31 protein-coding genes and 1 tRNA gene are annotated in these 25992 nt (G+C 46.6%); 23 read left to right on the top strand and 9 right to left on the bottom strand.

What is annotated here, in order from left to right; all coding sequences use genetic code 11:
* Nucleotides 1-3: 3 nt before the first annotated feature.
* Both JET16_RS05890 and JET16_RS05885 read left to right on the top strand, forming a co-directional pair.
* Complete coding sequence (locus JET16_RS05890; protein WP_199614840.1) at nt 4-375, top strand: VOC family protein; 372 nt, start codon at nt 4-6, stop codon at nt 373-375.
* Nucleotides 376-399: 24 nt separating this feature from the next.
* Entirely contained in the window at nt 400-1035 is a 636-nt protein-coding gene (locus JET16_RS05885) for a helix-turn-helix transcriptional regulator (protein ID WP_199614839.1), read from the top strand.
* Nucleotides 1036-1079: 44 nt separating this feature from the next.
* Here JET16_RS05885 and JET16_RS05880 read toward each other — a convergent pair whose 3' ends face one another.
* The gene (locus JET16_RS05880; protein WP_199614838.1) at nt 1080-1724 is read right to left on the bottom strand and encodes a DUF1906 domain-containing protein; all 645 of its coding nucleotides are present in this window, start codon (nt 1722-1724) and stop codon (nt 1080-1082) included.
* A 431-nt stretch (nt 1725-2155) separates the two neighbouring features.
* Here JET16_RS05880 and cspD point away from each other — a divergent pair, with 431 nt between their 5' ends.
* On the top strand, nt 2156-2359 hold the full coding sequence (gene cspD / locus JET16_RS05875; RefSeq protein WP_199614837.1) for a cold-shock protein CspD: 204 nt from the start codon (nt 2156-2158) through the stop codon (nt 2357-2359).
* 90 nt (nt 2360-2449) lie between these two features.
* Here the strand turns inward: cspD and JET16_RS05870 are convergent, their stop codons facing one another.
* Nucleotides 2450-3922 (bottom strand): glycosyltransferase family 4 protein, encoded by a 1473-nt coding sequence (locus JET16_RS05870; RefSeq protein WP_199614836.1) that lies wholly within the window; start codon nt 3920-3922, stop codon nt 2450-2452.
* A gap of 225 nt (nt 3923-4147) precedes the next feature.
* On the opposite strand from JET16_RS05870, the gene JET16_RS05865 reads away from it, so the two are divergent.
* A complete protein-coding gene (locus JET16_RS05865) occupies nt 4148-5233 on the top strand; it encodes a chemotaxis protein (RefSeq protein ID WP_199614835.1) in 1086 nt (361 codons plus the stop codon).
* On the opposite strand, the gene JET16_RS05860 is transcribed toward JET16_RS05865, so the two are convergent.
* Nucleotides 5218-5880 carry a 3'-5' exonuclease gene (locus tag JET16_RS05860; RefSeq protein ID WP_199614833.1) on the bottom strand — a complete coding sequence of 221 codons (663 nt, stop codon included), beginning with the start codon at nt 5878-5880 and terminating at the stop codon, nt 5218-5220. The genes JET16_RS05865 and JET16_RS05860 overlap by 16 nt on opposite strands.
* A gap of 160 nt (nt 5881-6040) precedes the next feature.
* On the opposite strand from JET16_RS05860, the gene JET16_RS05855 reads away from it, so the two are divergent.
* The 16 genes from JET16_RS05855 (at nt 6041) to JET16_RS05780 (ending at nt 20276) form a co-directional block, all read left to right on the top strand.
* Nucleotides 6041-6955 carry a phosphotransferase gene (locus tag JET16_RS05855; protein WP_199615030.1) on the top strand — a complete coding sequence of 305 codons (915 nt, stop codon included), beginning with the start codon at nt 6041-6043 and terminating at the stop codon, nt 6953-6955.
* Nucleotides 6956-7160: 205 nt separating this feature from the next.
* The gene (locus JET16_RS05850) at nt 7161-8129 is read left to right on the top strand and encodes a helix-turn-helix transcriptional regulator (protein ID WP_199614831.1); all 969 of its coding nucleotides are present in this window, start codon (nt 7161-7163) and stop codon (nt 8127-8129) included.
* Between the two features lie 71 nt (nt 8130-8200).
* Nucleotides 8201-8812 (top strand): SRPBCC family protein, encoded by a 612-nt coding sequence (locus JET16_RS05845; RefSeq protein WP_199614829.1) that lies wholly within the window; start codon nt 8201-8203, stop codon nt 8810-8812.
* On the top strand, nt 8809-9012 hold the full coding sequence (locus JET16_RS05840) for a hypothetical protein (protein WP_199615041.1): 204 nt from the start codon (nt 8809-8811) through the stop codon (nt 9010-9012). The genes JET16_RS05845 and JET16_RS05840 overlap by 4 nt, the downstream gene beginning before the upstream one ends.
* A gap of 448 nt (nt 9013-9460) precedes the next feature.
* Nucleotides 9461-9886, top strand: coding sequence for a DMT family transporter (locus JET16_RS05835; RefSeq protein WP_199614828.1), 426 nt, complete (start codon nt 9461-9463; stop codon nt 9884-9886).
* A gap of 52 nt (nt 9887-9938) precedes the next feature.
* Nucleotides 9939-10637: a cyclic nucleotide-binding domain-containing protein gene (locus JET16_RS05830; RefSeq protein ID WP_199614827.1), complete on the top strand. Its 699-nt coding sequence runs from the start codon at nt 9939-9941 to the stop codon at nt 10635-10637.
* A 15-nt stretch (nt 10638-10652) separates the two neighbouring features.
* Nucleotides 10653-11114 (top strand): DMT family transporter, encoded by a 462-nt coding sequence (locus tag JET16_RS05825; protein WP_199614826.1) that lies wholly within the window; start codon nt 10653-10655, stop codon nt 11112-11114.
* A gap of 22 nt (nt 11115-11136) precedes the next feature.
* Nucleotides 11137-11427 carry a DUF6597 domain-containing transcriptional factor gene (locus JET16_RS05820; RefSeq protein WP_199614825.1) on the top strand — a complete coding sequence of 97 codons (291 nt, stop codon included), beginning with the start codon at nt 11137-11139 and terminating at the stop codon, nt 11425-11427.
* 9 nt (nt 11428-11436) lie between these two features.
* Entirely contained in the window at nt 11437-11670 is a 234-nt protein-coding gene (locus JET16_RS05815; RefSeq protein WP_199614824.1) for a hypothetical protein, read from the top strand.
* A 26-nt stretch (nt 11671-11696) separates the two neighbouring features.
* Complete coding sequence (locus JET16_RS05810) at nt 11697-13514, top strand: sensor histidine kinase (RefSeq protein ID WP_199614823.1); 1818 nt, start codon at nt 11697-11699, stop codon at nt 13512-13514.
* Entirely contained in the window at nt 13483-15111 is a 1629-nt protein-coding gene (locus JET16_RS05805; RefSeq protein WP_233531099.1) for a response regulator transcription factor, read from the top strand. The genes JET16_RS05810 and JET16_RS05805 overlap by 32 nt, the downstream gene beginning before the upstream one ends.
* A 102-nt stretch (nt 15112-15213) precedes the next feature.
* A complete protein-coding gene (locus tag JET16_RS05800) occupies nt 15214-16125 on the top strand; it encodes an ABC transporter permease (protein WP_233531097.1) in 912 nt (303 codons plus the stop codon).
* Between the two features lie 24 nt (nt 16126-16149).
* Complete coding sequence (locus JET16_RS05795) at nt 16150-17052, top strand: carbohydrate ABC transporter permease (RefSeq protein ID WP_199614820.1); 903 nt, start codon at nt 16150-16152, stop codon at nt 17050-17052.
* 87 nt (nt 17053-17139) lie between these two features.
* Nucleotides 17140-18678, top strand: coding sequence for an ABC transporter substrate-binding protein (locus JET16_RS05790; RefSeq protein ID WP_199614819.1), 1539 nt, complete (start codon nt 17140-17142; stop codon nt 18676-18678).
* Nucleotides 18679-18766: 88 nt separating this feature from the next.
* The gene (locus tag JET16_RS05785) at nt 18767-19603 is read left to right on the top strand and encodes a helix-turn-helix domain-containing protein (RefSeq protein ID WP_199614818.1); all 837 of its coding nucleotides are present in this window, start codon (nt 18767-18769) and stop codon (nt 19601-19603) included.
* A 97-nt stretch (nt 19604-19700) separates the two neighbouring features.
* Nucleotides 19701-20276, top strand: a complete 576-nt coding sequence (locus JET16_RS05780) for a dihydrofolate reductase family protein (RefSeq protein WP_199614817.1) — start codon at nt 19701-19703, stop codon at nt 20274-20276.
* 193 nt (nt 20277-20469) lie between these two features.
* Here JET16_RS05780 and JET16_RS05775 read toward each other — a convergent pair whose 3' ends face one another.
* Nucleotides 20470-20832 (bottom strand): PIN domain-containing protein, encoded by a 363-nt coding sequence (locus JET16_RS05775; RefSeq protein ID WP_325176624.1) that lies wholly within the window; start codon nt 20830-20832, stop codon nt 20470-20472.
* Nucleotides 20833-20857: 25 nt separating this feature from the next.
* Nucleotides 20858-21082 (bottom strand): hypothetical protein, encoded by a 225-nt coding sequence (locus JET16_RS05770; RefSeq protein ID WP_199614815.1) that lies wholly within the window; start codon nt 21080-21082, stop codon nt 20858-20860.
* A 278-nt stretch (nt 21083-21360) separates the two neighbouring features.
* Between JET16_RS05770 and JET16_RS05765 the strand changes: the two genes are divergently transcribed.
* Nucleotides 21361-21427 (top strand) — tRNA-Ala (locus tag JET16_RS05765).
* A 153-nt stretch (nt 21428-21580) separates the two neighbouring features.
* Here JET16_RS05765 and JET16_RS05760 read toward each other — a convergent pair.
* Both JET16_RS05760 and JET16_RS05755 read right to left on the bottom strand, forming a co-directional pair.
* The gene (locus JET16_RS05760; RefSeq protein WP_199614814.1) at nt 21581-22519 is read right to left on the bottom strand and encodes a VOC family protein; all 939 of its coding nucleotides are present in this window, start codon (nt 22517-22519) and stop codon (nt 21581-21583) included.
* A 227-nt stretch (nt 22520-22746) separates the two neighbouring features.
* Nucleotides 22747-23580 (bottom strand): alpha/beta fold hydrolase, encoded by an 834-nt coding sequence (locus JET16_RS05755; RefSeq protein WP_199614813.1) that lies wholly within the window; start codon nt 23578-23580, stop codon nt 22747-22749.
* 153 nt (nt 23581-23733) lie between these two features.
* Here JET16_RS05755 and JET16_RS05750 point away from each other — a divergent pair, with 153 nt between their 5' ends.
* On the top strand, nt 23734-24207 hold the full coding sequence (locus JET16_RS05750; protein ID WP_199614811.1) for an Lrp/AsnC family transcriptional regulator: 474 nt from the start codon (nt 23734-23736) through the stop codon (nt 24205-24207).
* A gap of 88 nt (nt 24208-24295) precedes the next feature.
* Nucleotides 24296-24703 (top strand): CBS domain-containing protein, encoded by a 408-nt coding sequence (locus tag JET16_RS05745; protein ID WP_199614809.1) that lies wholly within the window; start codon nt 24296-24298, stop codon nt 24701-24703.
* An 80-nt stretch (nt 24704-24783) separates the two neighbouring features.
* Here JET16_RS05745 and JET16_RS05740 read toward each other — a convergent pair whose 3' ends face one another.
* Nucleotides 24784-25266, bottom strand: coding sequence for a CBO0543 family protein (locus JET16_RS05740; protein WP_199614807.1), 483 nt, complete (start codon nt 25264-25266; stop codon nt 24784-24786).
* Nucleotides 25263-25766: a CBO0543 family protein gene (locus tag JET16_RS31050; protein ID WP_407673085.1), complete on the bottom strand. Its 504-nt coding sequence runs from the start codon at nt 25764-25766 to the stop codon at nt 25263-25265. Before JET16_RS31050 ends, JET16_RS05740 begins: the two co-directional genes overlap by 4 nt.
* Nucleotides 25767-25992: the final 226 nt, after the last annotated feature.

Below are 25992 nucleotides of genomic sequence, written 5' to 3'. Positions count from 1 at the left end.
CGTATGCTGCGAGTTCACCATATGGCGCTGGAGACCCCGGATTTGGGGCAATCGATTTCTTTCTATACGGAGCTGTTCGGCTTCGAGCTTCAACGTTCGGTCCGATTGGGAGAAGAGAACATCGCGTTTCTAACTCAAGGCGGATTCACGCTTGAACTCATTGAAGCGAATAATTGCGAACCTCCGGGAACGTCGGTCCATTTTGCCGTTGAGGTGGATGATTTCGAAGCATGGCCGGAAAAACTCGCGGCCGCAGGCGTTCCCGTCGCGGAAGGTCCGTTAAGATTCGAAAACGGTTGGAAAACTATTTTCATTCAGGGACCTTCCGGAGAATTATTAGAGTTGCTAAATACCGGGGATAACGTGGTATTATAGGGAAAAGGCGGTGGATAAGCGATTATGGTCGACAACAACCCGACTACGAGAAAACAAATATTAACAATGCTTCGGAAAAAAGGTCGAATGAACGCGAACGACATCGCCAAAGAACTTGGCATTACCGATATTGCGGTGCGGCGGCATCTCAACACGATGGAGAGGGATCATCTCATCCGCGCCGAAACGGTGCGTCAAGCGATGGGAAGGCCTACTTTCGTATATTCGCTTACCGATCACGCGGAGGACTTGTTTCCGAAAAATTATGCCGATATTACTCTTGATTTCTTAAACGACGTTCGCGACTTGCAAGGTCCGGAAATGATCGAAGCGTTATTCGAACGCCGGGAGTCCCGCTTGGAGCGTAAATATAAGGAGCGGATGGGCGGGCAGCAGCAGTTAGAGAAGCTTGTGCAGGAGCTGGCACATATTCAAGACGAGCGCGGTTATATGGCGGACTGGGAGAAGGATGAAGAGGGAAATCAATATTTCATCACGGAACACAATTGCCCGATCCATTCGATCGCTCATGCGTATAATCAGGCTTGCAGCAGCGAACTGTCCCTGTTTCGCAAAGTGCTCGGCGCGGAAGTGGAACAGCTGGAGTGCAAAGCGAAAGGCGGCGAACGCTGCGTGTATGTTGTGAAGCCGAAGCGATAATAATAAGAAGGTCCGATTCCGTACATGGAATACGGACCTTTTCCTTACTGAATAAGAAATCCTCCGCCGTTGCCGTTCGAACGAACGCGGTCCACTTTCCCGGCTCCGGGGCAAACCGCCAATCCGACGTCGATCGCGTATTGATACAGATTAAAGTCCGTTACCCGGCCTCGGCTCCATGATACGGTCTGCCACTTATATTTGATTTCGGGAAATATTTTAACTACCGCATCGATCACATCGGCACTGCCGTAAACTCCGACGGGCCATACCGGGTTTCCTAGACTTTCGTTCCATGTGCGCCGGTCGAGGATGCCGCGGAAGTAAAAAAACACGTTCTCCAGCGTCTCGGTGCCGGCCGCATCGTAATCTACAGCGAAATAGATCGGAGTGTTCGTCGGCTGGCCGATTTCCTGAGCACGCTGCATCGCATGGGAATAATCGTTGGCGCCTTTCGGATAGTTGTAATCGGAAGAACGCGTCCCGCTATCCTGGTATACGGCCACGATGTACAGCCGCTTGGAAGAGATTAGACGCGCTTCTTCCGGTGTCAGCACATAATCGGAGATGTCTCCGTTTGCTTTACGCGGTTTGTAATAGCGGCCAATAAAGCTGATGCCGTGGCTCCGTAAACAGTTCAGCACCTCTTCGCTGGTAAACGGCAATGCTCTGTCTATTCCTTCCGCCATTGCGATTGACCTCCCTTAGGGCTTTTGCTCATTATATTCGAATATAAAGAGGCGGGTAAGGGCAAGTAATCCGGGTAATCGGACTGAAATTTGGACGACTAATAATTGGCCGCTTGCATTATTTATTTTTGTGTGTTATAGTTAAATAACTTGAATAAAATTATCTTAACTGAATAATCGATTCTCACTGGCGCGGTCATCGGAGCCGCAAGGATGAAAGAGAGGTAGGGCTTTCGTTGTTTTGATTTACTAAAGAGACGAAGCTTTTACCCGAATTAAATCTAATATATGAAGTCAATAATTCACATGTTTTTAAGGATTATGTTCTTCATTGGATGTAAGTACGTCCTTAAAAATATGTGAATTTTTTATTTACATAACGTAAATAGGGCTTGCATATTAATACATTCTTTTTTGGAGGGTTTCACTTCATGTCGACTGTAGGTACGGTTAAATGGTTTAATGCGGAGAAGGGTTTCGGTTTTATTCAGGTCGAAGGCGGGGACGATGTATTCGTTCATTTCAGCGCGATCCAAGGCGAAGGTTACAAATCGTTGGACGAAGGACAACGTGTTGAATTCAACATCGTTAAAGGCAACCGCGGTCCTCAAGCGGAGAACGTTGTAAAATTGTAATACAACCGCCAGCCAAGCAACCGTCAGTAATGACGGTTGCTTTTTTCTTTTGTCCTCAATGATTCGTAACGCTTTGCAAATTCTGGACGGTTAGTTTTCTTTGTCTTCCGCCAAGGCTTTAATGAATGGGATGTCCGGAATTGAGTAGGAAGGCGGCAGACGTTCAGCTATCGATTTCCATAATTCCGAGTCCAGGTTACGATCGACGTGAAAGGCAAACATAGTCGAAGGACATTGTTTCTGCAGTCCCGTCTGTTCCGTCAATCCGTAACGGACGGCAAGGTCGGTATCGGCGGTCATAGGACGCTCCGGCTTTGCCGACTCCAAGGCTTGTTTATAAACGGTCATCGTCCGTTCATACAGCGAACCGGTGGACCACATCTTCTCTCCCCATATTTTTGCCTTCTCCCCCAGCTCCCGGCGCAGCTGCGGATCGCTCATTAACATCAAAAGTTTAGTGGCCAATTGCGAAGCGTTCCTTCTTTGAAATACGATTCCTGTCTCTCCGTGTTGGACCATCTCGGTATTTGCGCCGCCGTCGGATACAATAACGGGAACGCCTGCGAACTGTGCCTCCATAATCGCAAACGAAAGGTTGCCGTTAATGGACGGCATAACCATCATATCGATTTTGTTTAATAAATGCGGGACGTCCCAACGATTTCCCAAGAAGACGATATGATCGGCGACGCCTTTCGTCCGGGCATATTGGTCCAGTTCGCCCCAAAACCACCCGTCCCCAATGAACCAGCAGACGAACCCGCTATGGATGCCTTTGAGAATGTGCAGCGCGTCGATCAACGTTTTGTGTCCTTTCTCGGGAACCAACCGGGCAACGCAAGCGATCACCAGCTTCTCCGGATCTTTATAAACAGGCGGATACGGTTCATATTGAAGCTGCTTGATGAACGGGGCCAGCTCCATGCCATACGGAACGACATGGAATGTTTCGCCCGATACGCCGCAGTGCCGCATCAACTCCAGCAGCTGCCGCTTCGAAGGCACTATGGAAGCGTCGGAGGATTCGACGGCACATTGCTGTTCGGCAATGGCATATTTCCATCGGTCACTCTTTCTGCCGGTAATTTCTCCGGACGTTTCTTGCGTCCTTGCAACGACGTCATGGCACGTATAAACCAGAGGAATATGGCTTGGTTTGACCCTCCGAAGCGCCCGCGCAGCGACGATATCGTGAGCGTGAATGATGTCGTATTTGTTCAAATCGAATAACGAAACCGCCAGCTCAAACGAATATCTTTCGATTTCCCGCCACCGGATCGACGGCTCAACATGCGGCAAATGCTCTGTATAATAATCATACACTTCTTCGTAAACGACATCTTTTATTATTTGTTTGTTGACTTCTTTTCCTCCTAGTCCCCAAACATACTCGTTTTTTCGCTCATAACCGATGATGTTGATCTTTTGCATGTTTGATTGGGAAGACAGCACATCAACCTGATGCCCGTGTTCTTCAAGCTCTTTCTTAAGGATGTTGATGCTGCTGTACGCTCCGCCTGCCGCATGGAGCAAAAACCAGTAGCTTGCAAGCAAAATTCTCATTCCAACCACCCGCTTCTTGCATGATTAAACTCATTTTATGACCGATGTGAGACATTGGTAACGTGGCTAAATGTCTCTATTTTTGCGTCGCCTTGTGTTATAACTTCTAAATATGCAGTCATCGAAATAGGCATTATGGAACTGGAACATATTCCTCACGAGGGGTAAAACAATGATGTAGGGGTTCATGAAGTCGCAAATCAGGGCGAGCACGGAGGTGCGGCAATGTGCGGAAACAAGAAAATCGCATTGGCTATTATTCATGGAGTCGGTTCACCAAAGGAAAATTATGCCGCAAAGGTTAAAAAGATTTTATTAAATAATTTTGCGAAGGAATTACACCGGCGTTTCGGTATGCCAATGGACGAAGCCAAAAATCAGTTGGCTATCGAGGCTGTATACTGGGGAAATGTTTTTGAGAATCTAAAAAAAGACCTCGCGAAAAAAGTGGAAAAAGGCGGTGTATATAAAGAGACGATTACCGGACATCTTCGGGAATTTATGATTCATAACATGGGAGACGCGATAGCTTATCAACCCGTAATATCGAGCGATCCGAACGCCAAGAGCAAATATAATGAGGTTCATGGGAAGCTGTATGAAACCATAAAGAAGCTCGCCGACATGCCTCAATTGGAACATGCCCCATTGTGCGTAGTCGCAGACAGTCTCGGTTCGGTTATCACGAGCAATTATTTTTGGGACTTACAGAATCCCGGAACCTTGGAAAAAATCAATCCCGATTTATTTCATGAACTGCAGCAAGATCAACGTTCACTGGTAAAAGGAGATACATTAACGCTATTTTATACTCTGGGAAGTCCTATCGCTCTATGGAATCTTCGTTATGACAATTTTGGAGCTCCTATAAAAGTCGATTCGTGGGTAAATTTTTACGACCCGTTCGATATTATCGCATATCCGTTAGAGCCGCTATATGGAGATAAGGGTATTAGGATTGAGGACATAAACATTAATGTGGGTAATTTGCTCAGTCAAGGTACTCCGCTTTCACATACCGGCTATTTAGACAATGATCGCGTGATTCGAACTATTGTAAACGGTTTGGTAATAATATGGGCGAAAGCCAATCATTTGGAAATACCGGTGAACTATAGGCCGGATAAAGAAGCGGAAGTTAAAGTAAGACGGTTTTTATTAAATTATGCGGCACCGGTACCGATTTATCTTATTTTAATTATCGCGTTGATAGTTAAAATCATTATGAATACATTAATTCATGTCACAGTCGTATGTATTGCTAAATTGGTAAAATGGGGAAAATCTCTTTTGCATCAAGTGGTACCATGATTGTGCCTCCCTGTAAATTTCCGCTGCTTCTGTTTATTTCCATTTTGTTTGCGATCGGACAGGTTTCTCTTCTTTTTTAGCTGGACAATCGCGTTTTCAGATAAATTATTGGTGTTGAGCTGTAACCGGTCGGCAAACTTAAGCAGCAGCCTCGCCGTGTTCATTGCATCGTCAATTCCTTTATGCGCTTTGCCAAGGTGTTCGATGCCCGCTAAATTCAATGCGTTTTTCAATCCGAGTTGGTTGCTCGTATTTGCCGTCAAAATTTTTCCGATCTGCTGCTGAATATCGTTGTAGTTCTTGAACCAGTCAAGATTCATTCTGTTACGGACACATTCATTTATTAAATGTACTCTGTCGTCTTTACCCCATGAACACAAGAAGTAGTCTTCTCCAAGCCATGTTGAAAACAGTTCGATACCGGTCTGAAACGGAACCGCCTTCTCGATGTCTTCTTTCTCCATATTGATGAATTTGCGCGTGCTTTTCGAAACATATCCGCTTTTGGGACAAATGTAAACTTGAAATTGATCCGTAATCGTTTTTGATTGTAAATCCACTTTGCACGCTCCGATTTCGACAATTTCACTTAACTGCCCTTTCTTGAACCGCTTCACCAATTCCAAATCAAAGACAACGGCGATCAACTAATGTCATCCCTTCATATGTACTGTATCCTTAATGTTCCCTCAAAAGCCGCAACTTCAAACGAAGATAGGGAACGAGATCGCGCAGCTCGTAAAAAAGGAATTTCCGTAACAGGCGCAGAAAATGTTTGATGTGGAAAATGCGGGAGAGAAGGTATATATGGGAAATTCAAAGATATGGGATGCAGATTGGGAAATTTCTGAGGAATTAGCCCAAAGATTAATAGGCAGTCAGTTTCCTCAATTGTCCTCAAAAAGAATCAAAAGACTTGGTTATGGTTGGGATAACACGGTTTTTCTTGTCGAAGAACAATATGTTTTTCGCTTTCCAAGAAGGAAAGTTGCCGTTGATTCACTACGAATGGAAGGTAAGATATTGCCGAAGCTAAAGAATTATATATCAATTCCTTATTCGATTCCTCTATTTTTCGGAGAAGGAAAGAGTGATTATCCTGCACCATTTCTGGGTTATCCCTATTTATCGGGAAAGTTTCCTATCGGATTAACTGACGAGCAGCATGCGTTGTCGGCAACAACGCTTGCGCAATTTATAAGAAAATTGCATGAATTTCCACTGCAGGTTGCTCAAGAGAACGGTTTACAGCATGATCACAGGAATCTCACGGATATTGCATTGCGTAAAGCAAGAATGCTTGAATTCTTGTCCGATCTTTCCATATATATTACGGAAGAAGAACATGATGCAATTACGTATTATTTGGAGCAGCTTAAAACCGAGCGAGTGACCGAAAGAAACGTATTTCTTCATGGCGATCTTCATTTCAAAAATATGTTGGTGGATGAGGATGGAAAGATTTCAGGGATTATCGACTGGGGAGATATGAGTATCGGTCACCCTGCTTGTGATTTGAATGTTGTATATAGCTTTTTACCTCCGCATGCACGTTCGGATTTTTTCAGAGAATACGGGGAGGCCGATGAAGAGACGAAGGTATTGGCTCGTTTGATTGCTGTCTTTATTCCGATGTTAATATTGATGCAAGCAATTGATGACAAAGATGAAAGAGTTGCTAATGAAGCAAGGGCGAACATAAAACGTGCACTCGCTGAATAAGAGTGCGACTTTACCCAGCCGATGTTTCCTTGTTCGGTCTTACTCAAACTCAATCCGTAATAGTATAACAACTGAAGCTCGCCATAGTTGGCGGGCTTCTTTCAATTTAGTCGGAAGAAGAATTGAATGATAGGAAAGAGGAAAACCGTTGTAGTAGAATGTAAAAAAGAGACTAATTAGACCATGTAAGGGGCTGCCGTAAACGATGTCTAAAGCTGACAACATGCTGGCTATTCTATGGCTCCTGAAATCGCGAAGAAGAATGACGGCTAAACAACTGGCGGAGGAATTGGAAATTCATATTCGGACCGTATACCGCTGTATCGATGCACTCTGCATTTCCGGCGTTCCCATCGTTTCGGAGACAGGACGCGATGGAGGCTACTATATTCCCGACCAATTCAAGCTGGAGCCCCTTTTTTTTGACGCCGACGAACAAAAAGCGCTCCTCCAAGCGGCAACATTCGCACGTGAAGCGGGTTATCCGTCCGGATCGGCGCTTAGTCGAGCCGTATCTAAAATAAAGAGGTTCGCCAACCCGGAGCAATTGGAGCGTCTGGAACGTCAAGAGAATAATCTCGAGGTTATACATCCGCCCTCTGCTCCCTCTCTTAACTCTGTGCTAAAAGAAATCGAAACATGCATAGATGTGCAATCAAGCCTCGACATAAACTTCAAAACAGGATATGACGGTTTCATAAGTAAGCGTACCGTTGATCCGTACGGACTCGTCCATTGGAAAAGTAAATGGTATGCTGTCGGTTATTGTCATTTGCGCGGGGAAATACGCAACTTCCGTGTGGACCGTATGAGTGATATTGCGTGCACCGATAAGAAGTTTGAACGCCCGCTGCATTTTTCCGCCCGACAGTTTTTATTGGGAAGCTTGCTATCGGAATCGGAATCCGAACAAAATAATCATTTGATTTCCGTGCTCATTCAAGGAATCCCGCAGGCATTAGACGATTTATGCGGACATTGGCTATTGGGCCACACACTCGTAGAACGAACGGCAGACCGCGCGCATTTCAAGCTTGATGAGCTGACTCTCTATACGCAGGTTCCATATTATTTATTGTCTTATGGCGGGAAAATACGAGTAGTAGAACCCGAGGAACTCAAGTTGTATATGGTGGACATCGCAGAATCTCTTCTACAGTATTATCAATCTTAGCCCGTAAACACTGGCCTGATCTGTCAGTGTTTGTGCTTTATAATGACAAAAAAATGTCAGGAGGAGAGAAGGTGCCGGGTTCCATTTTCAAACAAGAAGTGAAGAAAGCAACCGGAGATACATGGGAAGAATGGATCGAAAAACTGGGGCGGAATGCGGATCAGCTATGGTCTCACGAACAAATCAAAAATTATATATGCGATCAATATCAAGTGTCGGAGGAATGGAGCGAATGGATCGCTATAATGTACGAACAGCTGATGGGACGGGTACCTGTCGGAACATCCAAAGATGCTGGCGTGCAAATTGGAGTCAGAAGGACATTCGCCGTAGCAAAGGAGAAAGCTTGGGACTTTCTCACATCGCCAAAGGGATTGCCGTTATGGATCGGGGATGTGCCTTCTTTTACATTACAAATGGGACATGAATATGAATCAAAGGAAGGCGTGTCCGGCAAAATTGCGGTAGTCGTGCCTTATCATAAGCTGCGTATGACCTGGAAACGCCCGGAATGGGACAAGCCATCCCGTCTTCAAATCTATGTTTTGTCGACGAAATCGGGAAAAACAACGATTGCCATTCATCAGGAAATGCTGGAAGACGTCTATATGAGAGAAATAATGAAGCGTTACTGGGAAGAAATGTTGAATAAATTCATAAATCATGAGGAGCTTGTAAGATGAACAAATTTGGCCACATTGATATGCGGGTGAACTCGTGGGAGCAGGTAGGTGAGTTTTATGAAAAGCTGCTTCATGAACTCGGATTTACGAATACTTATCATTCGGCACAGTGGAAAGTGTTCGCGGCAATGCCGCAAAAACGTGACCGCCAAGGCGATTCCTTGGCGGTCGTTATTGTATGCTCATGCGGCAATGTTTGAGAAACGACTATTCACTGATTTCCTTACGCACACTCTCCCATAGCTTCAGAAAGTCCGTTATTACTCCTTGACTTCAACTTTCCCACACTTCCCCATAGCCTTAGAAAACCTGCATTTTCGCACTTCCTGAGTTTCGGCCGCGACCCTTGCCATTTTCTTAACGAAAGGGATACTGCACGCAAGAGCCCTTCTCATCACTGCCGTAGGAAACGTGGGTGTTCTCACCTATCTCGCGCCGCTACTGACGGACATCGGCGGTGAGGCGAGATCGTTAACCGTGTTCTACTCAGAGGTTCGATCACCCTTGGCTCAGTAACGGAAAAAGTCGATCCGAAAGGGTCGATTTTTTGTTTTTAACCGGTGATAGAAGTGTCGAGGACATATGTCCTTCCAAATTGCACGGAGATGTCATTAAAATGGTGAAAAATCCAGGTTGGGAAGAATGTATATGAGAGGGATATTATTTGCGGTGCTAGGCGGGGCTTTTATAACTCTTCAAGGAGTGGCCAATTCCCGGATCAGCGAATCGATCGGCGCTTGGCAGGCAGCGACTGTCACCCAGTTTACCGGTTTTTTAACGGCTTTGCTTATCTTGGTTTTCATAAGGGACAGAGGATGGCGTAAGTTTAAGCAAGTGAAACCGGTCTATTTGGCCGGCGGCTCTTTTGCGTCATTCATTATTTTCGGCAACATCGTGGCGTTTGAACGGATCGGCGTGACTTTAACGATATCCGCCATAGTTATCGCTCAGCTGATTGTAACCTTCTTCATTGACAGTAACGGATGGTTTGGCGTGGCAAAGAAGAAGATGCGGCTGCCGCAAATGATTGGCATCGGAATGATGATAGCCGGAATCGTCGTACTCAGGATATGATAGAGTTTATATCCGTCTTGAGACGAGCAGACCGTGGAGGTAAGGCACAGCAATGAAAATGATCCATGATCAAGAACTAATGAAATATTATTTGAACAGTCATCAGCTCTTAGATATATTTCCCGAAGCGGTCATTCCGCATTTCTCGCTGTGCAGATTTGATCCCGGGGAACTCATCTGTTCCCAAGGAGAAGCCGCTCAATATTTATATGTGCTGGTGAAAGGCAAAGTGAAAATTTATACAACCTCGACAGAAGGCAAGACGCTTGTTCTATCTTTTAGGACTCCGCTTGAGGTAATCGGAGATATTGAATACATTAGACGCATTAACTTCCTCAATACCGTTGAGGCGGTATCATCGGTCGACATGATCTTTGTACATCATCGTTGGTTGGATAAATACGGTACAAATCATTCGCCGATGCTCCGATTTTTGCTGGATATCATTACGAAAAAATTTTGCATGAAATCCGACTATTTGACGTTCAATTTGCTGTATCCTGTGGAGGTTCGATTGGCAAGTTATCTTTTGTCAATGTGCTTTGATGAAGCTAATACGTTAGTGAACGGGCAAATCAATGCCGAAAGTCTCAAAGATGCGGCGAACCTGCTCGGAATCAGCCAAAGACATCTGAACCGGGTTATTCGGCAGTTTTGTGCACAGGGACTCATTGAGCGAAACAAAAGCGGCATTATGATAAAGAGCAGGGAAGGAATCCATGCGTTGGCAAGTCAAAATATTTACGAATGAGAGTTGGATGATGGAATGGCACTGGGAATGCTTTTGGCGGTTATCGCAGGTTCGCTTGTCGGTTTGCAAAATATTTTCAACAGCAAAGTAAATGAACTCGCCGGTTCTTGGTCAACGACCGCGTTAGTGTTAGGGATGGGTTTTTTCGCTTCGTTGACGTGCGGACTAATCTTTCAAGGGATTGATCTATTGAGCTTTCAACAGATGCAAATCTGGTTCTGGTTCAGCGGGTTGATCGGGGTCGGAGTCGTAATCTGTGTCGTTCAGGGAATAAGATTGCTTGGACCTACGTATTCCATATCCATTGTTCTCTCATCGCAGCTCGGGTTTGCTTTATTATGGGACTCGCTTGGCTGGCTTGGTGTAGAGAAGGTTCCTTTTACCTTCTTCAAGTTAATAGGGGTGCTCATTATCATTGCAGGCATAGCATTATATAAATTAGGCGGAAAATCGGAGACGCATCAAACCGAATCGTAATTGCGCGCAGTTATGTGTTTAATTGGGTTCAGGAAGTAACCCGCCGGGAGCCAAGGAGCTGACTCTTCCCGACGGATCGGTAAATCTTGTTATTGATCTTTCTTACAATAAGATTCATATTCTTCATTATAATAAGCATGAAACGACATTGGAGCCTTCCATTATTTGCGGACCGCATACCGATTATTTCATTGCGGACTCCGAAAGAGAGAGAACGATGATTGGCGTTCATTTCATACCTGGCCGGGCAGGTGCGTTTCTGAAGATGCCGTCTGCCGAACTTTATAATTTACATATTTCGTTGTGCGATTGATGGGGGACATTGGCAACGGACTTGCGAGATGAGCTGCTTTATGCCGATTCCATAGAAGCAAGGTTTCAAATACTTGAGAAGTATATCTTAATGAAAAGCACATTTTCAATTTCATCGAATCGTGCGGTTCAATCTGCCCTTGTCTCGCTTCAGAAAGTTGATCAACGCGAATCGATAGCAACGATCGTTGACCGGGTGAACCTGAGTGCCAAACATTTTGTACACCCAGATGATGGAGATTGACAATAACGCACAGTAGGCTGAAAATATTGAATATTATCCCGATCATGTCGGGAACGAATCGGAAGCGGGGGCGCGGTGCCGGGATGCAAATCACGAAATCGCTTAGATTCAAGCTAAGCATGGGAATCGCTATAGTGATGCTGCCGCTTGCGGGTTTTACTTTCTATAATAACATGTATGCGCAGCAGATCGTGAAAGAGAAGGTTTCGGAAACGTACAGCAACACGCTGCGGATTTTTACGGAACAAGTGGACGACACGCTGCTTGAAATCAACGACTACCTCTACAAGATGGAAAATCAGGACGCGGATATCGGGGTCATTCAATCGTATCCTTATATGAGCGACGAATACGTGCTGACCAAGCTCAGAATCACCCAGAAGCTGATACGCGATATTGGCTTCTACAATATGATCGACACCATCTTCCTTTATTCCGATCGTGACATTATTCATGCGACAAATACGAATGAGCTCGTTATGCTTGCCATCGTGAACGACCATATCGATGAGCTCAAAGAATTGGAAAAGACGCAGGGAAAACACGAATGGCATCTGCTCTATGACAAGCGGATCGAAGGACACTATTTGATGGCGCGAATCCATGAAATCAATACCGGGCTGTACGGCGGGGTGTTCGTCCGGATGGTCGATATCGAGAGGCCGTTGGACATTTTGTGGAACCATGGCGACATTGGGGAGACGATCATATACTCGCATGAAGGAACCGAACTGACCGACCCGTTGACTCCTACGATGAATCGGCTTTCGCTTAAAGCTCTGACCGTTTCTTCCGAAGTAAGCACCGCCTCCGTCAAAGACACTGCAAGCGGCAATAAATACATGGTGATGAGCCAATCTTCCGGTGTAGCGAAAATCGCCTACAATATTATCATTCCGGAAACCACGATGCTGAAGAACATACCTTTTCTCCAGAAGGCTACGTATTACCTGCCTCTTGGCATTGTGCTCGTTCTAGCGAGCTTCCTCATGTTCATGAACAGCGTTATCTTTAAGCCGATGGGCGAGCTGATGCGCGGGATGAAAAAAATATCGATGGGTTACCTGGACGTGCGGCTGCCCGAGAACCGGACGACCGAGTTCAACTTCTTGGCGGGATCGTTTAACAACATGGCGCAGGAAGTGAAAAATCTGAAGATTGACGTTTACGAAGAACAATTGCGCGTGCAGAAAGCCGAATTCAAGCATTTGCAGGCGCAAATCTCACCCCATTTTTATATGAACAGCTTAAATATCATTTACAACTTTGCGGCGCTCGGCGAGCATGAAGCGGTGAAGAAGATGTCGCTGCATCTAGCCGACTACTTCCGATTTATTATGAATACGAACCGAAGCACAGTGACGATTGCGGAAGAACTGCGCCACATAAGCAATTATATGGAGATACAAAAATTGCGCTTTCCAGGCAAGCTGGAATTTGAGGACTTGATCGATCCCCGGTTCCGTTCGATGGAGCTGCCGTCGCTGACCATACAGCCGTTCGTCGAGAATGCGGTCATTCACGGCTTCAAGAATAGGAGGCAGCCGTTTACTATCCGGATCGAAGCACGGGAGAAACCGCAGAAGGACGGCATAGTCATTACTATCAAAGATACCGGCATCGGATTTCCCGAAGACGTATTGAGGTCTCTCGCGGAACAAGCGCCGTTCGGCAAATCGGAAAGCAGCCGGCTTGGCATCCGCAATGTGATCCATCGGCTGGAGCTGCATTTCAACTATCGGGTAAACGTACATTTTGCTAATAGCGAACACGGCGGCGCCGTCGTAGGCATCGAATTGCCATACGGGGTACTTGCGGCGACAGGGGGCGAAGAAGCTGTATAATTTACTGGTTGTCGACGATGAAGAAATTGCCGTTAGAGGCATTGTGCAAGGCATCGATTGGTCGGATCTGCCGCTTGGCAATATTATGACCGCTTACGATGTGGAAGAAGCGAAAGAGGTGTTTCAATCGAGCAAGGTGCATATTTTGTTGTCGGATATCGATATGCCCGACAATAACGGCATCGAGCTGCTCAGATGGGTCAAAGAGTTTTCTCCGGAGACGGAGACCGTCTTTCTGACAGGGCACGCCGATTTCGTCTACGCTCAGCAAGCTCTGCAGTTGGATAGTTTCGACTACTTGCTAAAGCCGATCGATCATCAGCATATCAAGGCGACGCTGCTGAAGGCGATCGATAAAATAAAAGCGGAGGAGCAGCAGCGGGAGTTCCACCAAACCTATGAGTACTACTATCAGCAGTGGAATAAACAGCTTCCGATCTTGACCGAACGGTTCTGGCAGGATGCAATGAATCTTCGCATACCGCTCGGAGCCGCCCAACTGGAGAGCGCATATTCGCTGTACAACATCCCGTTAACGGCGGATGATCGCGTTCAACTGATCTTAATCAGTGTCGAAGAGTGGAATGAAGCGTTAAACTCGCGGGACGAGGAGATTATGACATATGCGGTCAAGAACGCGGGGGAAGAAATCATCCTAAAGCAGTTGAAAGGACAAGTCATTCAAGAAGCAAGCGGTGTGTTATTCGCGATTGTGTATGCGCCTTCAGAAGAAGACAGGAGGATGATTGCCGACAATTGCAGGTTGTTCATCGACATGTGCAAAAGTTATTTGCGCTGCGAAATCTCGTGTTATGTCGGAGAGCCGGTCGATGTACGGGATATAAACAACGCCGTGCAGCGCTTAACTTCGCTTGAACGGAATTATTTATCCAGAGGCGGTTCGGTGATTTGGCAAAGCGAGTTTAAAGAGGAGTCCGCCTCATTCGCATACCAGCCTAGCTTTCAGGATTGGGGACAGCTGCTGGAATCCGGCAAAAGCCAAGAGCTGCTGCTGCGTATCGAAGCGAGCTTCGAGCGGATGGAGAAGGGCGGAGTAGACGCCTTTCTGTTGGACGGCTACTATCATGGGCTGGTCTACATGGTGTACGACGTGCTGCAGAAAAAATCGATATCAATGAAAGAGGTTTACGGCGATGCCGACTGGCGTGATTCCGGTTCGATCGTAAAGTCGATTCAGCGCATGCGCGAATGGGCCGTCCCGTTCGCCCGTAAGGCTGCCGATTATATCAACGAGCACAGCAAGTCTGTGTCCTCGTTTACGCAGAAAGCGATCCGCTTTATTGAAGAGCATATATCCGAAGACCTGAACCGCGAGGATATTGCACGACATGTATATCTCAACCCGGCCTATCTGTCTCGCTTGTTCAAGAAAGAAACCGGATTATCGATTACGGATTATATTCTGGAAGCGAGAATCGCCAAAGTGAAGCCGCTGTTGGAATCGACGGGTTTGAAAATCAGCGATATCGCAATGGCGGTCGGGTACGACAACTTCTCGCATTTTACCAAGATGTTCAAAAAGTCGACCGGATTGACTCCGTTCGAGTACCGGCGGAAATATCAGCGGATTGGGTGAAAAAGTCACCAAATCACCATTATGGTAACCGAATGAAAAGAGCGGGCCCTGTCCGCTCTTTTATAATGGGATCATAGACAAAAGCGGGGAGGAGAAAAACCGATGCAGCTATTCCGTACGCTTCGGAAATATTGGATATTCTACATTATGATGCTGCCGATGATCGCCTTTTTCATTATCAACAACTATTTGCCGATGTTCGGCGTCGTTGTGGCGTTCAAAAACTATAATCTCCAGGACGGCTTCTTGGGCAGTCCGTGGGTCGGGTTCAAAAACTTTGAATACTTGTTCAAAACGAGGGACGCCTGGATCATCACACGCAACACGATTGCGTACAATCTGGCTTTTATCGTCTTGAATTTGGTCGTTCCGATCGTCTTTGCGTTGATGTTGAATGAATTGCGGAACCGTTTTTTTTCCAAAGCGTATCAGACCGTCTTGTTCTTGCCTTACTTCCTGTCTCCGGTCGTGCTCAGTTACGTGGTATTCGCGTTTCTGGGGGACTTCGGCTTCGTCAACTCTACCCTGCTTCCGTTATTAGGCTTGGAACGTATTCAATTTTATTTCGAGACGAAGTGGTGGCCTTATATTATTCCGCTCGTAAATACGTGGAAGTGGCTGCCGTATTATACGATTATCTACATGGCCGCCATGCTGTCGATCGACGACGAGTACTACGAAGCGGCCCGAATCGACGGCGCGGGAAAATGGCGGCAAATCTGGAGCATTACGCTGCCGCTCATCGTGCCGCTCATGACGATCATGACGCTGCTGCAGGTCGGCCGGGTCATGTTCGCCGACTTCGGCCTGTTCTATCTGCTTCCTCGCGAATCGGGCATGCTGTTTGAAGTAACGAACGTGCTCGACACTTATGTATATCGTACGTTCCTTGCGTTCGGCGATATCGGATTATCGTCGGCAGCCAATTTCTATCAAGCGGTGATCGGCTTTTTGCTGGTCTTCCTGTCCAACTGGCTCGTCCGTCGGATCAATAAAGACAACGCGCTGTTTTAGTTCATTCGGAGGTGGCCTCTAGTCATGAAACAGGTATCCGGGACGTCACGGGCATCCCAAATCGCATTAAACGCTTTCTTCGCGTTATATTCCTTAAATTGCTTGCTGCCGATCGTCCTGATCGCGGCCGTCTCCTTCTCTTCGGAGACGGACATTATCCGCGACGGCTATAAATTTATCCCGCAAAATTTCAGCTTGGAAGCCTATAAATTTCTGTTCATCGATTGGATGGCGATCGTTAGGGCTTACGGAGTGCAGCTCTTCGTCATCGTCGTAGGGACGCTGCTCAGCGTGTTGATGATGGCTTGTTATGCGTACCCGATCTCTAGACCCGACTTCCCGCATAGAAGAGTATTTTCATTCTTCGCGATTTTCACCATGCTGTTCAACGGCGGCCTGATTCCGTGGTATATGGTGTATGTCAATATCCTGCACTTGAAGGATACGCTCTGGGCGCTCATCATGCCGTTTCTGGGGTCGGCGTTCTGGATTTTGGTCTTGCGGACATTTTTCCAGACATCTATCCCGGGCCCCGTTATCGAGTCGGCAAGAATCGATGGCGCAGGGGAATTAAAGACATTCTTGAGCATTGTGCTTCCGCTTTCGACTCCCGTGCTCGCTAGCGTTGCCTTATTCCAGACGCTGCTGTATTGGAACGACTTCTTCCTGCCGATGGTGTTTATAGTCGATCAGGAGAAGTATACCGTCCAATATTTGATGTATAAAGCGCTGCAGAACATCCAGTTTATTGCGCAGAACCCCACCATCGCCGCCGAGATTACCCGAAGCGGAGGTGTCATCACGCTGCCGAGCGAGACGGTTCGGATGGCCATGGGCGTCATGGGGATCGGCCCGATCGTGTTTGCGTATCCGTTCTTCCAACGGTATTTTGTCAAAGGCTTGACGCTCGGCGCGGTCAAAGGTTGATTGGCAAGCGTCTACGGATTTGGCTGGTTCCGGTATTTGAGCCGGATTAGCATATTATTGAAAACATTAGGGGAGGTTTTGCGAATCATGAAGCAAGCGAGAAAGGGCACATACCTCGTGTTTGCATTGCTGCTTACCGTATCGGTCGTGCTCGCCGGCTGCGGTGGCGGCAGCAGCAACGCGGGCAACGAAGCTCCTCCGGCCGGGGAACCGGAGAACAAGACGACCGAAGAAACAGGGGGAGCAGCCGGTCTGGAGCCGTATGAACTCGTCGTCGTATTTCCCAGCGCTCCGCAGGCTGACGAGAAACTGGTTGAGGAAGCGATCAACGCGCATCTGAAAGACAAAATCAACGCGACGGTCGATCTTCGTCCGATCGATTGGGGCGCGTGGAACGATCAGCGCAACCTGATGATCGGTTCCCAGGAGAAGGTAGATATTTACTTCACGGCTCAATGGACGAACCATGCGGTGAACGTGGCCAAAGGCGCATTCCTCGATCTCGGCGATCTGTTGAACAGCCACGGTCAAGGCATTCTGGAGACGCTTGACCCGGCCTTCTTGGAAGGGTCCAAAATCAACGGCAAAAACTACGGCATACCGACACACAAAGAGATGGCGGCGCAAGGCGGCTTATTGTACCGTACGGACATTGCTGAGCAGTTAGGACTTGATATGTCCGGCGTGAAATCGGTATCCGACCTCGAACCGATCTTCAAAAAAGTGTCGGAAGAAACCGACATGACGCCGATTTTCTTCAGGGAAGGCGAGAACTTCGTTACGCATTATATGTCTAATCTGGACTTCTTGGGGAACACCGACGTTGACGGCGTTATTTTGAAGGACGGTACGGAGACGGTCGTCAAATCCAAGCTTGAAGTCGATCGTTATAAAGAGCTGTTGAATATTACACGCGACTTCTTTCTGAAGAAGTATATCAATCAAGACGCCGCGACGACGCAATTGTCCGGTACGGACGCGCTGAAATCGGGTAAATATTTCGCGATTCCGGTTTCGCTCAAGCCGGGCAAAGACAAGGAAACGGAGCCGGCTGCGGGGCTGCAGGGCAAGCTCGGGCAAATCGCGCTTAACGAAGCGACGGTTTCCACCGGCGAGACGGCGGGCGCCATGCTGGCCATCTCGACTACGTCTAAAGATCCGGAACGGGCGATGATGTTGATCAATCTGCTGCATACCGACAAAGAGCTGGTGAACCTGCTTGTGTTCGGGATTGAAGGCACGCATTATACCCGCAACGGGGAAATCATCAGCGCATCGGATAAAACCGGCAATTACACGCCGAATATCTCGTGGGAGTTCGGCAACCAATTCTTGAACTACGTATGGGATACGGAAGCCCCGGACAAATGGGAGCAGTTCAAGAAATTTAACGAAGGCGCCAAGCTGTCCCCCGCACTCGGCTTTACGTTTGACGCCGAACCGATCAAGACGGAAGCGGCTGCCCTGCTGAATGTGAAGCGCAGCTTCGATGCCGCTCTTGAGACCGGCTCCGTGGATCCGGAAAAGACGATTCCGCAATATATGCAAGCGATGAAAGCAGCCGGTCTGGACAAAGCGATCCAAGTCAAGCAAGAGCAATTGAACGAATTTCTGAAGTCCAAGTAAGCCGGGAGTTTGCCGACGGGGCCGACGCAGTATATGCGTCGGCTCCGGGTCTTTTACAATCCAATGCATCGTTGTAAAATAAAATATTATGACGACAATCCATTTTACCTTATTGTCTCCGCCACAGGCTTTAAGCAGGGATATAGAATGCTTGCGCATTGCCGAGCATACGGGAAATCAGCCGCTTGAGGTGAAGGTATGTCCGAGCGGATATCCGGGTATCGTATTTCAGCTTGCAGCGGACCGAACCGCCGCCATCGAAAGCATTGCAATCCGCTCTGCCGCATCATCGGACGTTCCTGTCCTGTTTCTGCACGGACAAGGATCGGAACCGAGCGTTATGCGCTTTCGAGGTGCGCCGTATACTACCATCCAGGTTGTGTTTAAGCCGCATGCTTTGTACACTTTGTTTGGATGGGACGCATCAGAGTATTGCCAGGGCCTTTTGTCCGCAGCTCAATTTGCTGCCGTGAAGCTGGAGAATCAGCTTATGTCCGCTAGTTCAACCGATGAACGCGTTTCCTTGCTTGTTTCCTTTCTGGAGGAGAAAGGGAAGCAAGCCAATAAACGCGACGAGCTTATAGAACAATCCCTCGACTATATTAAAGAACATATCCCGTCTGTGTCCGTTAACGATCTGATCAAAGCTTTACATATTTCTGAGCGGCAGTTCCAGAAACGATTCACCCGCGTTGTAGGCATCCCGCCGCACTTGTTCATAAGGGTTAGACGAGTCAATGAAGCCTTGCGAATGATGCACTCGGGGCAGTATGAACGGTTATCCGATGTCGCTTATGCTCTCAATTATTACGATCAGTCTCATTTCATACGCGATATGAAATCTTTTTCCTGGGTTAGTCCGAAGCATATTGCGATGAAAGTCAGTGAATTTCATAACGATCTGGCAGGATCCTCTTACTTGTAGAAAGGACGGTTTTGTCCAATTATTTAGCCGCCGATCCGGGTACTATTACCTTAATCCAGCAGGGAATAACTACCTGTTATCAAGGGAGCGATGGCGAATGCGCAAAGTGAAAATGTTAAACCGAATCTCGATCGACGGTTATTTTGCCAGCCCGAATGAAGCGAATTTCGGGATGGACTGGTTTATCCACGACCCTGAAGTTGACAAAGCGGCGCATGAAATGTGCGGCAGCATGGACGCGTTGATTTTGGGACGCAAAACTTTCAGCGGCTTCGAACGTTCCTGGGTTCCGGTTCTTCAGGACCCTAATGCGTCCTCGCATCAGAAGGAGATTGCCGCGGAATTAACCGGCATGACCAAGATTGTTTTCTCCAGGACCGTCAAAGACACGACCTGGGCTAACACTCGATTCTATGACCAAAATTTGATAGAAGTCGTGAAACAAATCAAACAACACGCCGGTTCCGATATTCTTGTATTGGGCAGCGGATCCATAGTGCAGCAGCTTTCCAAGGAAGGCTTGATCGATGAATATATCTTTATTGTCACTCCGGTAGTTGCTGGCGAAGGGAAACCTTTGTTTCCGGACGTAAAACAGTGCGATCTGACATTGGTTGAGGCGCGAACGTTTGAATCCGGGAACCTCGTCGTCCATTACGCGCTTAGGAAGTAACGGCCGCGATGACGCCAACGTTCCTCGTCCTCCATGAATGAATCGGGTGCTTTAACGACCCGATTTTCTTCTTTGTTCCAGGTAAATCGAATATATTGACTCTGACAGAATGGATATTGTTGGGGGGGAACTTGGCAAAACATCACCTATTGGTGACATGAATTTTTCTTTGGTCATATTAGGGTAACCGGGATTACGTTATTAAAATGATTCCATAGCTTTCTGCGAACGACATGCCTTTGTCGAATGTGAAAAGATCATATTTTCTATGGATTGCTGTTGCAATAATTAATGAATCGGGAGCTTTTACCACCCGATTCTCATTTCTTTTTTGCTCCAGCCTGATTTCTCCGGCAATTGTAGCAATCTCATTATTAACATCAATAAAGCGGCTTTTGTCGATGCTCTTGACGGCTTGCATTTCAATATCATTTTTTGCGCCGCTAATCAATTCGCATTTCGTGATAACGGAAAAGTAAAACTCATAGGAGTCTTTCTGAAGTACTTGGATCGTTTCAACTGCTTTCTTGTTATCATTCAACAAACCAATAGCAATGTTTGTATCAAAATGACCCCCTTTTTCACCATCCTTCCCTCATTTCTTCAATTTCCTTCGACCATTCTTTTGCCCGTTCGTCGGAAATGGTCCCCCTTATACTCATTAAATCCGAAATCCCGGTTTCGTCGTACTCGTTCATGAGGTTATTTTTTAAATCAATAACGATCCGACTGTCTTCCTTCACATTATATTGCTGAAGCAATCGTTTGATTGCCTCCATTGTATGATTGTCAATTTTTTTGGCCATTTTGATCACTAACCTTTGTCTTTTTCGTGAATTGCATTATTTTTATTATCGCCTTGAAAAAGAAAGAAGTAAAGATTTCTTTCTTTCTAATGAAACTGCAGGGTCTTTATTAAGCCTTGAAAAAATATAACCAGATGGTTCGAAATTATTAAAATAAATGTACGGAAAGAAATACTTCGAATCACTAAATCAAGTATCTTGACCCTGACGTTACGTGAGCCTCTATGGTGTTAGAAAAGGAACCGACCGTGCATACAGATTCTCTTACCGAACCGTGTGTGGCTCAACTGGGAGAGCGCATCGCTGGCAGCGATGCGCTCAGGGATTCGATCCCCCTTGGCTCCATAACGTAAAATCCTCGATTCCGACAATACGGATCGAGGATTTTTTCACATGTGACGATCGGGCCGCACTGTGACACCGCCCAACAAGAGAGCGGGGTCACCTTCAATGGTCTGCCTGATGCACGCTGAGCGTACGCCGCGACTTATTGCTTGGTCATTTCCCTTGAAATGCTTTTTGCAATTCCGCAATGTTAAACTTTTTCATCTTCAAGAACGCCTGCGTGACACGATCGCGTTGTTCCGGCGTGCCCTTGATCATCATCTCGTCCAGTGCGACGGGGGAGATCTGCCACGAGAGGCCGTATTTGTCTTTAAGCCAGCCGCATTGCTCGGCCTCGGGTACCGCGGAAAGTTTTCCCCAGTAGTAGTCAATTTCCTCCTGCGTCTCACAGCAGACCATTAGGGAAATTGCCTCGTTGAAGTTGAACTGGTGTTCCAGCGCGCTGTCCATTGCCGCAAACCAGGTGTTCTCCAGCATAAAGTCGGTGAACATAACCGTTCCCTCTTTGTTCGGTTCTTGGCCGGGTCCATACCGGAAGAGGGCGCCAGGTTTGGCATTACGGAAGATCGAAAGATAGAACTCGCGTGCCTCTTCCGCTTTCCCGCAGTTATTGCCTACGAACATCAAAGAGGGCACAATCGCGGGCCGCGGCTCTCCATCCGGATTCGTCAGAATGAGCTGCCATGAAACACCGTACTTGTCCTGGATCCAGCCATACCGCTCACTGAACGGGTACTTGTCAAGCGGCATAAGTTCGGAGCCGCCTTCGGACAGCTTATTCCAAACCTCGTCTATCTTTTCTCTCGCGTTCTTTTCCCGGGACGGATCGAAATTAACGAAAAACGAGATGGAAGGATTGAAATTAAAGAGCGGCCCCGCAGAGATAGCCATAAACGGATGTCCCGCCACAGTGAACGAAACAACATCGCAATCACCTGAGGGTGTATTGTGCAACGTCGTCGTGCTCGAGATTTTGGAATCCGGGAATACGGAACAATAGAACTCCGCGGCTTCTTTCGCCTCCTTGTTGAACCACAAGTGGGGGGTGATGGGTTGGATTACCTGTTTTAAACTGCATTTGGCATCATTCATGATGGTTTCCTCCTTTTTATAATTAGGCGTCCACTTTTTTGATTCTAACACAAGGATTGATATTACGTTTCTTGCCGATTGCTGTCTTGATGGAATAGTCGGCCCATAACAAAAGAGGTTAGCCATTTGGCTAGCCTCTTTTCATAATAGAACCGCGCGGAAGGAATGAAACGGAAGCCGACTGTTCAATAAGATTTGTCGTTCTCCATTCCTTGCTTATTGATTGGTCACATCTCATTCGAGAGCAAAAAGTCGAGCACCGTGCCCAGGAAGTCGGCCGGACGCTCTATATTCGGCAAGTGGACTGTGGGCAATATGACCAGTTTTGAGCCAGGAACCGTCGCGGCGATCAATTCGCTATGACTTGGGAGAGTCACCGTATCGTACTGTCCGCCGATGACCAATGTCGGGCTGCTGATAAGCGCAGCTGTCCGACGCATATCGAAGTCGCGAATCGCGGCAAAGGCTCCGGCAAGCCCATGCGGATGAGTGGAAAGCACCATGTTGCGAAACGATGATACAAGAGCGCTCTCCGCCTCCCGCATTTGCGAAGGAAACCAATTTCCGATGAACATGTCGGCGAATCCCGAAAGGTTTTCTGCTTGCCGTACGGAGGCTATCAGGCTATCCCATTGCCCGGCTGGTCCCAAATATGAAGAGGTATTGGCAAGAATCAGCCGTTCGATCCTCTCGGGAGTATGGATGCCAAGCCATTGTCCGACTACGCCGCCTAACGAAAGTCCAAGGAAATGAACCCGGTTGATATTGTGCGCGTCGAGCAGTTCGATCACGTCCCGACCCATCCGGTCCATCGAATACGCTCCTCCCGGAGCGTCAGAAGCGCCATGCCCCCGATAGTCGTAACGGAGAACGCGGAAATGCTTTGACAGCTCCGCAATTTGTCCATCCCACATGTTCATCGTGGTGGCAATCGAGTTTGCGATAACCAATACGGGTGCGCTCTCCGGTCCATCGAATCGATAAGCAATAAGAACTCCATCTCCGAGCGTAAAAAATTTGACCTCGTCATTCGTCATAACTTCATTTAATGTCGTTGTCACTGATTCATTCTCCTTTACTGTTTGGTTTGTTAATGACATTTTAGTAAAGACAATGTACAATTTAAATAAGATTAATTAGGAATATTGAGTAATATAACTTAATTACTAATTTGTTTAAGGCCAAATACTTTATGAAAATGAGGTGTTGTGATCATGGACCAAATCGATTATAAAATCTTGTCGGCGCTTTACGATAACGCCCGGATTCCGGTTTCCGAGATGAGCCGGATGATTGCTATGTCGCAGCCGGCAGTAGCGGAAAGACTAAGGAAGCTTGAAGAGCAAGGAGTCATAAAAGCCTACAGGGCGGAGCTATCTCCTACTAAACTTGGCAAGCATACAACTGCATTCGTTTTGTTTAAAACTAATAATTGCAAGGATTTCATTGCTTTTAGCGAGGCGTGTCCTGAGGTTATCGATCTTTACAGGATTAGCGGAGAATATAATTATTTGATGAAGGTTTTAACTGAAACGACAGAATCGCTGGCCCAATTCCTTGATGCCTGCAACGCCTTCGGGTATTCAACGCCTTTAATTGTTCTCTCGACGGCATTCGAGGATAAAAGTCTTGTTGCAAGCAAGGTATCAGATGGAATTTCTCAGGACAAGGAACGCCGTCAGGCTTGAGTTTCCTTTGGGTTTCAATTCATTGATCGGTGTGCTAAACTAAAAAAATATGAGTAAAATGAGGTCTCTTAGAAGGAGGCTGCGACCGATGCCGCAAATATCTGACTTTCTATTTCCGAAGGAAAAAGTGGCATATATCACCTCATCTGCCACTATGCGAGAGGCTATGGAATTGTTGGAACACCATCATTACACGGCGGTTCCAGTTATCGACGATGAAGGTAAATATATAGGAACGCTTTCTGAAGGGGATCTGTTTTGGAAAATGAAGTACACCCCCGGGTTGAGCTTTGAAAATATGCACACCGTCAAGGTCCATGAAATTAAACGTCGAATCCATAACGAAAGCGTTTCGGAATTCTCCGATCTGGACGAAATGCTCCATCTCGCGGCCGATCAGAACTTTGTTCCCGTGGCAGACGACAGCGGTGTTTTTATCGGCATAATTCGCCGCAAAGATATCATTGAGTATTACACGAGGAATATCACAGATTGACCGGACTTTCAGCAATGGCAAAGGCTTCGCAGAACGATCAGCATCAATAAAATCCTGTTGACATGAACAAGAGGCTGTTCTTACGTTATTTCACCCTTTGGCACACTTATGCTGAAGAACCACTTGCTAAATTTACGGGACATAAAAAATGTGATAAACAACGTTATCCATGTCCAGTACCATGACCAATGAATGTAATTGACCAGATTTGTATTGATTTCGATAAGCAGTTCAACTACTGTAATTACAGTGCAGTACGAGCTGTAGTAAAACAGTTTGAAAAGCAAGCTTCTATTCTCCGGATAACGCGCATTAAAGAGCCCGCATATAATTGGGTAAGCCAAATACTCAAAAGTGAAGCTTGATCTGATCACCGATGCAAATTCACGTACCGGGTACTCGATCCATCCGAGTTCTACCACAACAAGACCGATTATCCATGTAAGCATCTGTTTGAACAATAAAGCCGTTTGAGCCAGCCGAAATTTTTTGCGTGGAATGAAGAAAAACAGGGAGAACGCCGTTATCCATACAGAAACCAATATCATCGATTCCATTTTCATCGTGCTGTTCTCCGATCTTGATAAAATGCTCCATGTTTGAAAAACCATTTACAATAAACGTTAGCTAACAAGAAGATCAAGAAGAAATCAATCCATGTCCAAAACCAAGAATACTTCGTGTATTTAATAAGATTCGTGTACGTACTAATAATTGTATCAATGACGGTAAGACAGGATATGCAGCCGGCCAAATAGAAGAGCCGCAGCAGTTTCCCTGATTTGGGTTCATAAATATAATAAAAGGCACCCATCAAAGGATACATCATATACTCCGTTGTGAATAAAACTTCGGTTGCTTTCGGAAACTCGCGGACAGGAAACGACAGCAGACCATATTTAACGTGAAGCATACTGTTCACCCATATAATCGATTGACATGCAAAAAAAGACATAATGGCCTCTCTTCGTTTATGTTTTGGAATAAACAAAATGATTGCAAGAATACTTATAACCCAAATTATGACAAGTACTAGACGCTCTAATGTCAAACTGCCGCTCATCTCCTTTCTTGAAAACAGTATTTATATTCCCCTATTCGAAAACAATACAAACACGAAATGGAAGCATGTAAATAAAACATAAAAGCACCACGTTAGGAAGGTGCTTTTATGTTCTTACGGCATATCCGTTATTTAATATCGGCATTATTCGCCGCAAAGATATCATCGAGTATTACACGAGCAATATCACAGATTGACGGACTATCAGCAATGAAAAAGGCTTCGC

Origin of the sequence: Paenibacillus alkalitolerans (assembly GCF_016482785.1) — a bacterium.
GTDB classification, from domain to species: domain Bacteria; phylum Bacillota; class Bacilli; order Paenibacillales; family YIM-B00363; genus Paenibacillus_AE; species Paenibacillus_AE alkalitolerans.
This window is presented reverse-complemented; position numbering and strand designations above follow the sequence as displayed.

What these genes read in the sequence shown, in the direction of transcription:
- JET16_RS05830 (WP_199614827.1), top strand. Translation starts at nt 9,939, where the DNA reads ATGAAAATGATCCATGATCAAGAACTAATGAAATATTATTTGAACAGT.
- JET16_RS05780 (WP_199614817.1), top strand. Translation starts at nt 19,701, where the DNA reads ATGCGCAAAGTGAAAATGTTAAACCGAATCTCGATCGACGGTTATTTT.
- JET16_RS05855 (WP_199615030.1), top strand. Translation starts at nt 6,041, where the DNA reads ATGGGAAATTCAAAGATATGGGATGCAGATTGGGAAATTTCTGAGGAA.
- JET16_RS05745 (WP_199614809.1), top strand. Translation starts at nt 24,296, where the DNA reads ATGCCGCAAATATCTGACTTTCTATTTCCGAAGGAAAAAGTGGCATAT.
- JET16_RS05885 (WP_199614839.1), top strand. Translation starts at nt 400, where the DNA reads ATGGTCGACAACAACCCGACTACGAGAAAACAAATATTAACAATGCTT.
- JET16_RS05770 (WP_199614815.1), bottom strand. Translation starts at nt 21,082, where the DNA reads ATGGCCAAAAAAATTGACAATCATACAATGGAGGCAATCAAACGATTG.
- JET16_RS05800 (WP_233531097.1), top strand. Translation starts at nt 15,214, where the DNA reads ATGCAGCTATTCCGTACGCTTCGGAAATATTGGATATTCTACATTATG.
- JET16_RS05790 (WP_199614819.1), top strand. Translation starts at nt 17,140, where the DNA reads ATGAAGCAAGCGAGAAAGGGCACATACCTCGTGTTTGCATTGCTGCTT.
- JET16_RS05890 (WP_199614840.1), top strand. Translation starts at nt 4, where the DNA reads ATGCTGCGAGTTCACCATATGGCGCTGGAGACCCCGGATTTGGGGCAA.
- JET16_RS05750 (WP_199614811.1), top strand. Translation starts at nt 23,734, where the DNA reads ATGGACCAAATCGATTATAAAATCTTGTCGGCGCTTTACGATAACGCC.
- cspD (WP_199614837.1), top strand. Translation starts at nt 2,156, where the DNA reads ATGTCGACTGTAGGTACGGTTAAATGGTTTAATGCGGAGAAGGGTTTC.
- JET16_RS05740 (WP_199614807.1), bottom strand. Translation starts at nt 25,266, where the DNA reads ATGAAAATGGAATCGATGATATTGGTTTCTGTATGGATAACGGCGTTC.
- JET16_RS05840 (WP_199615041.1), top strand. Translation starts at nt 8,809, where the DNA reads ATGAACAAATTTGGCCACATTGATATGCGGGTGAACTCGTGGGAGCAG.
- JET16_RS05785 (WP_199614818.1), top strand. Translation starts at nt 18,767, where the DNA reads ATGACGACAATCCATTTTACCTTATTGTCTCCGCCACAGGCTTTAAGC.
- JET16_RS05865 (WP_199614835.1), top strand. Translation starts at nt 4,148, where the DNA reads ATGTGCGGAAACAAGAAAATCGCATTGGCTATTATTCATGGAGTCGGT.
- JET16_RS05795 (WP_199614820.1), top strand. Translation starts at nt 16,150, where the DNA reads ATGAAACAGGTATCCGGGACGTCACGGGCATCCCAAATCGCATTAAAC.
- JET16_RS05835 (WP_199614828.1), top strand. Translation starts at nt 9,461, where the DNA reads ATGAGAGGGATATTATTTGCGGTGCTAGGCGGGGCTTTTATAACTCTT.
- JET16_RS31050 (WP_407673085.1), bottom strand. Translation starts at nt 25,766, where the DNA reads ATGAGCGGCAGTTTGACATTAGAGCGTCTAGTACTTGTCATAATTTGG.
- JET16_RS05760 (WP_199614814.1), bottom strand. Translation starts at nt 22,519, where the DNA reads ATGAATGATGCCAAATGCAGTTTAAAACAGGTAATCCAACCCATCACC.
- JET16_RS05850 (WP_199614831.1), top strand. Translation starts at nt 7,161, where the DNA reads ATGTCTAAAGCTGACAACATGCTGGCTATTCTATGGCTCCTGAAATCG.
- JET16_RS05870 (WP_199614836.1), bottom strand. Translation starts at nt 3,922, where the DNA reads ATGAGAATTTTGCTTGCAAGCTACTGGTTTTTGCTCCATGCGGCAGGC.
- JET16_RS05825 (WP_199614826.1), top strand. Translation starts at nt 10,653, where the DNA reads ATGGCACTGGGAATGCTTTTGGCGGTTATCGCAGGTTCGCTTGTCGGT.
- JET16_RS05880 (WP_199614838.1), bottom strand. Translation starts at nt 1,724, where the DNA reads ATGGCGGAAGGAATAGACAGAGCATTGCCGTTTACCAGCGAAGAGGTG.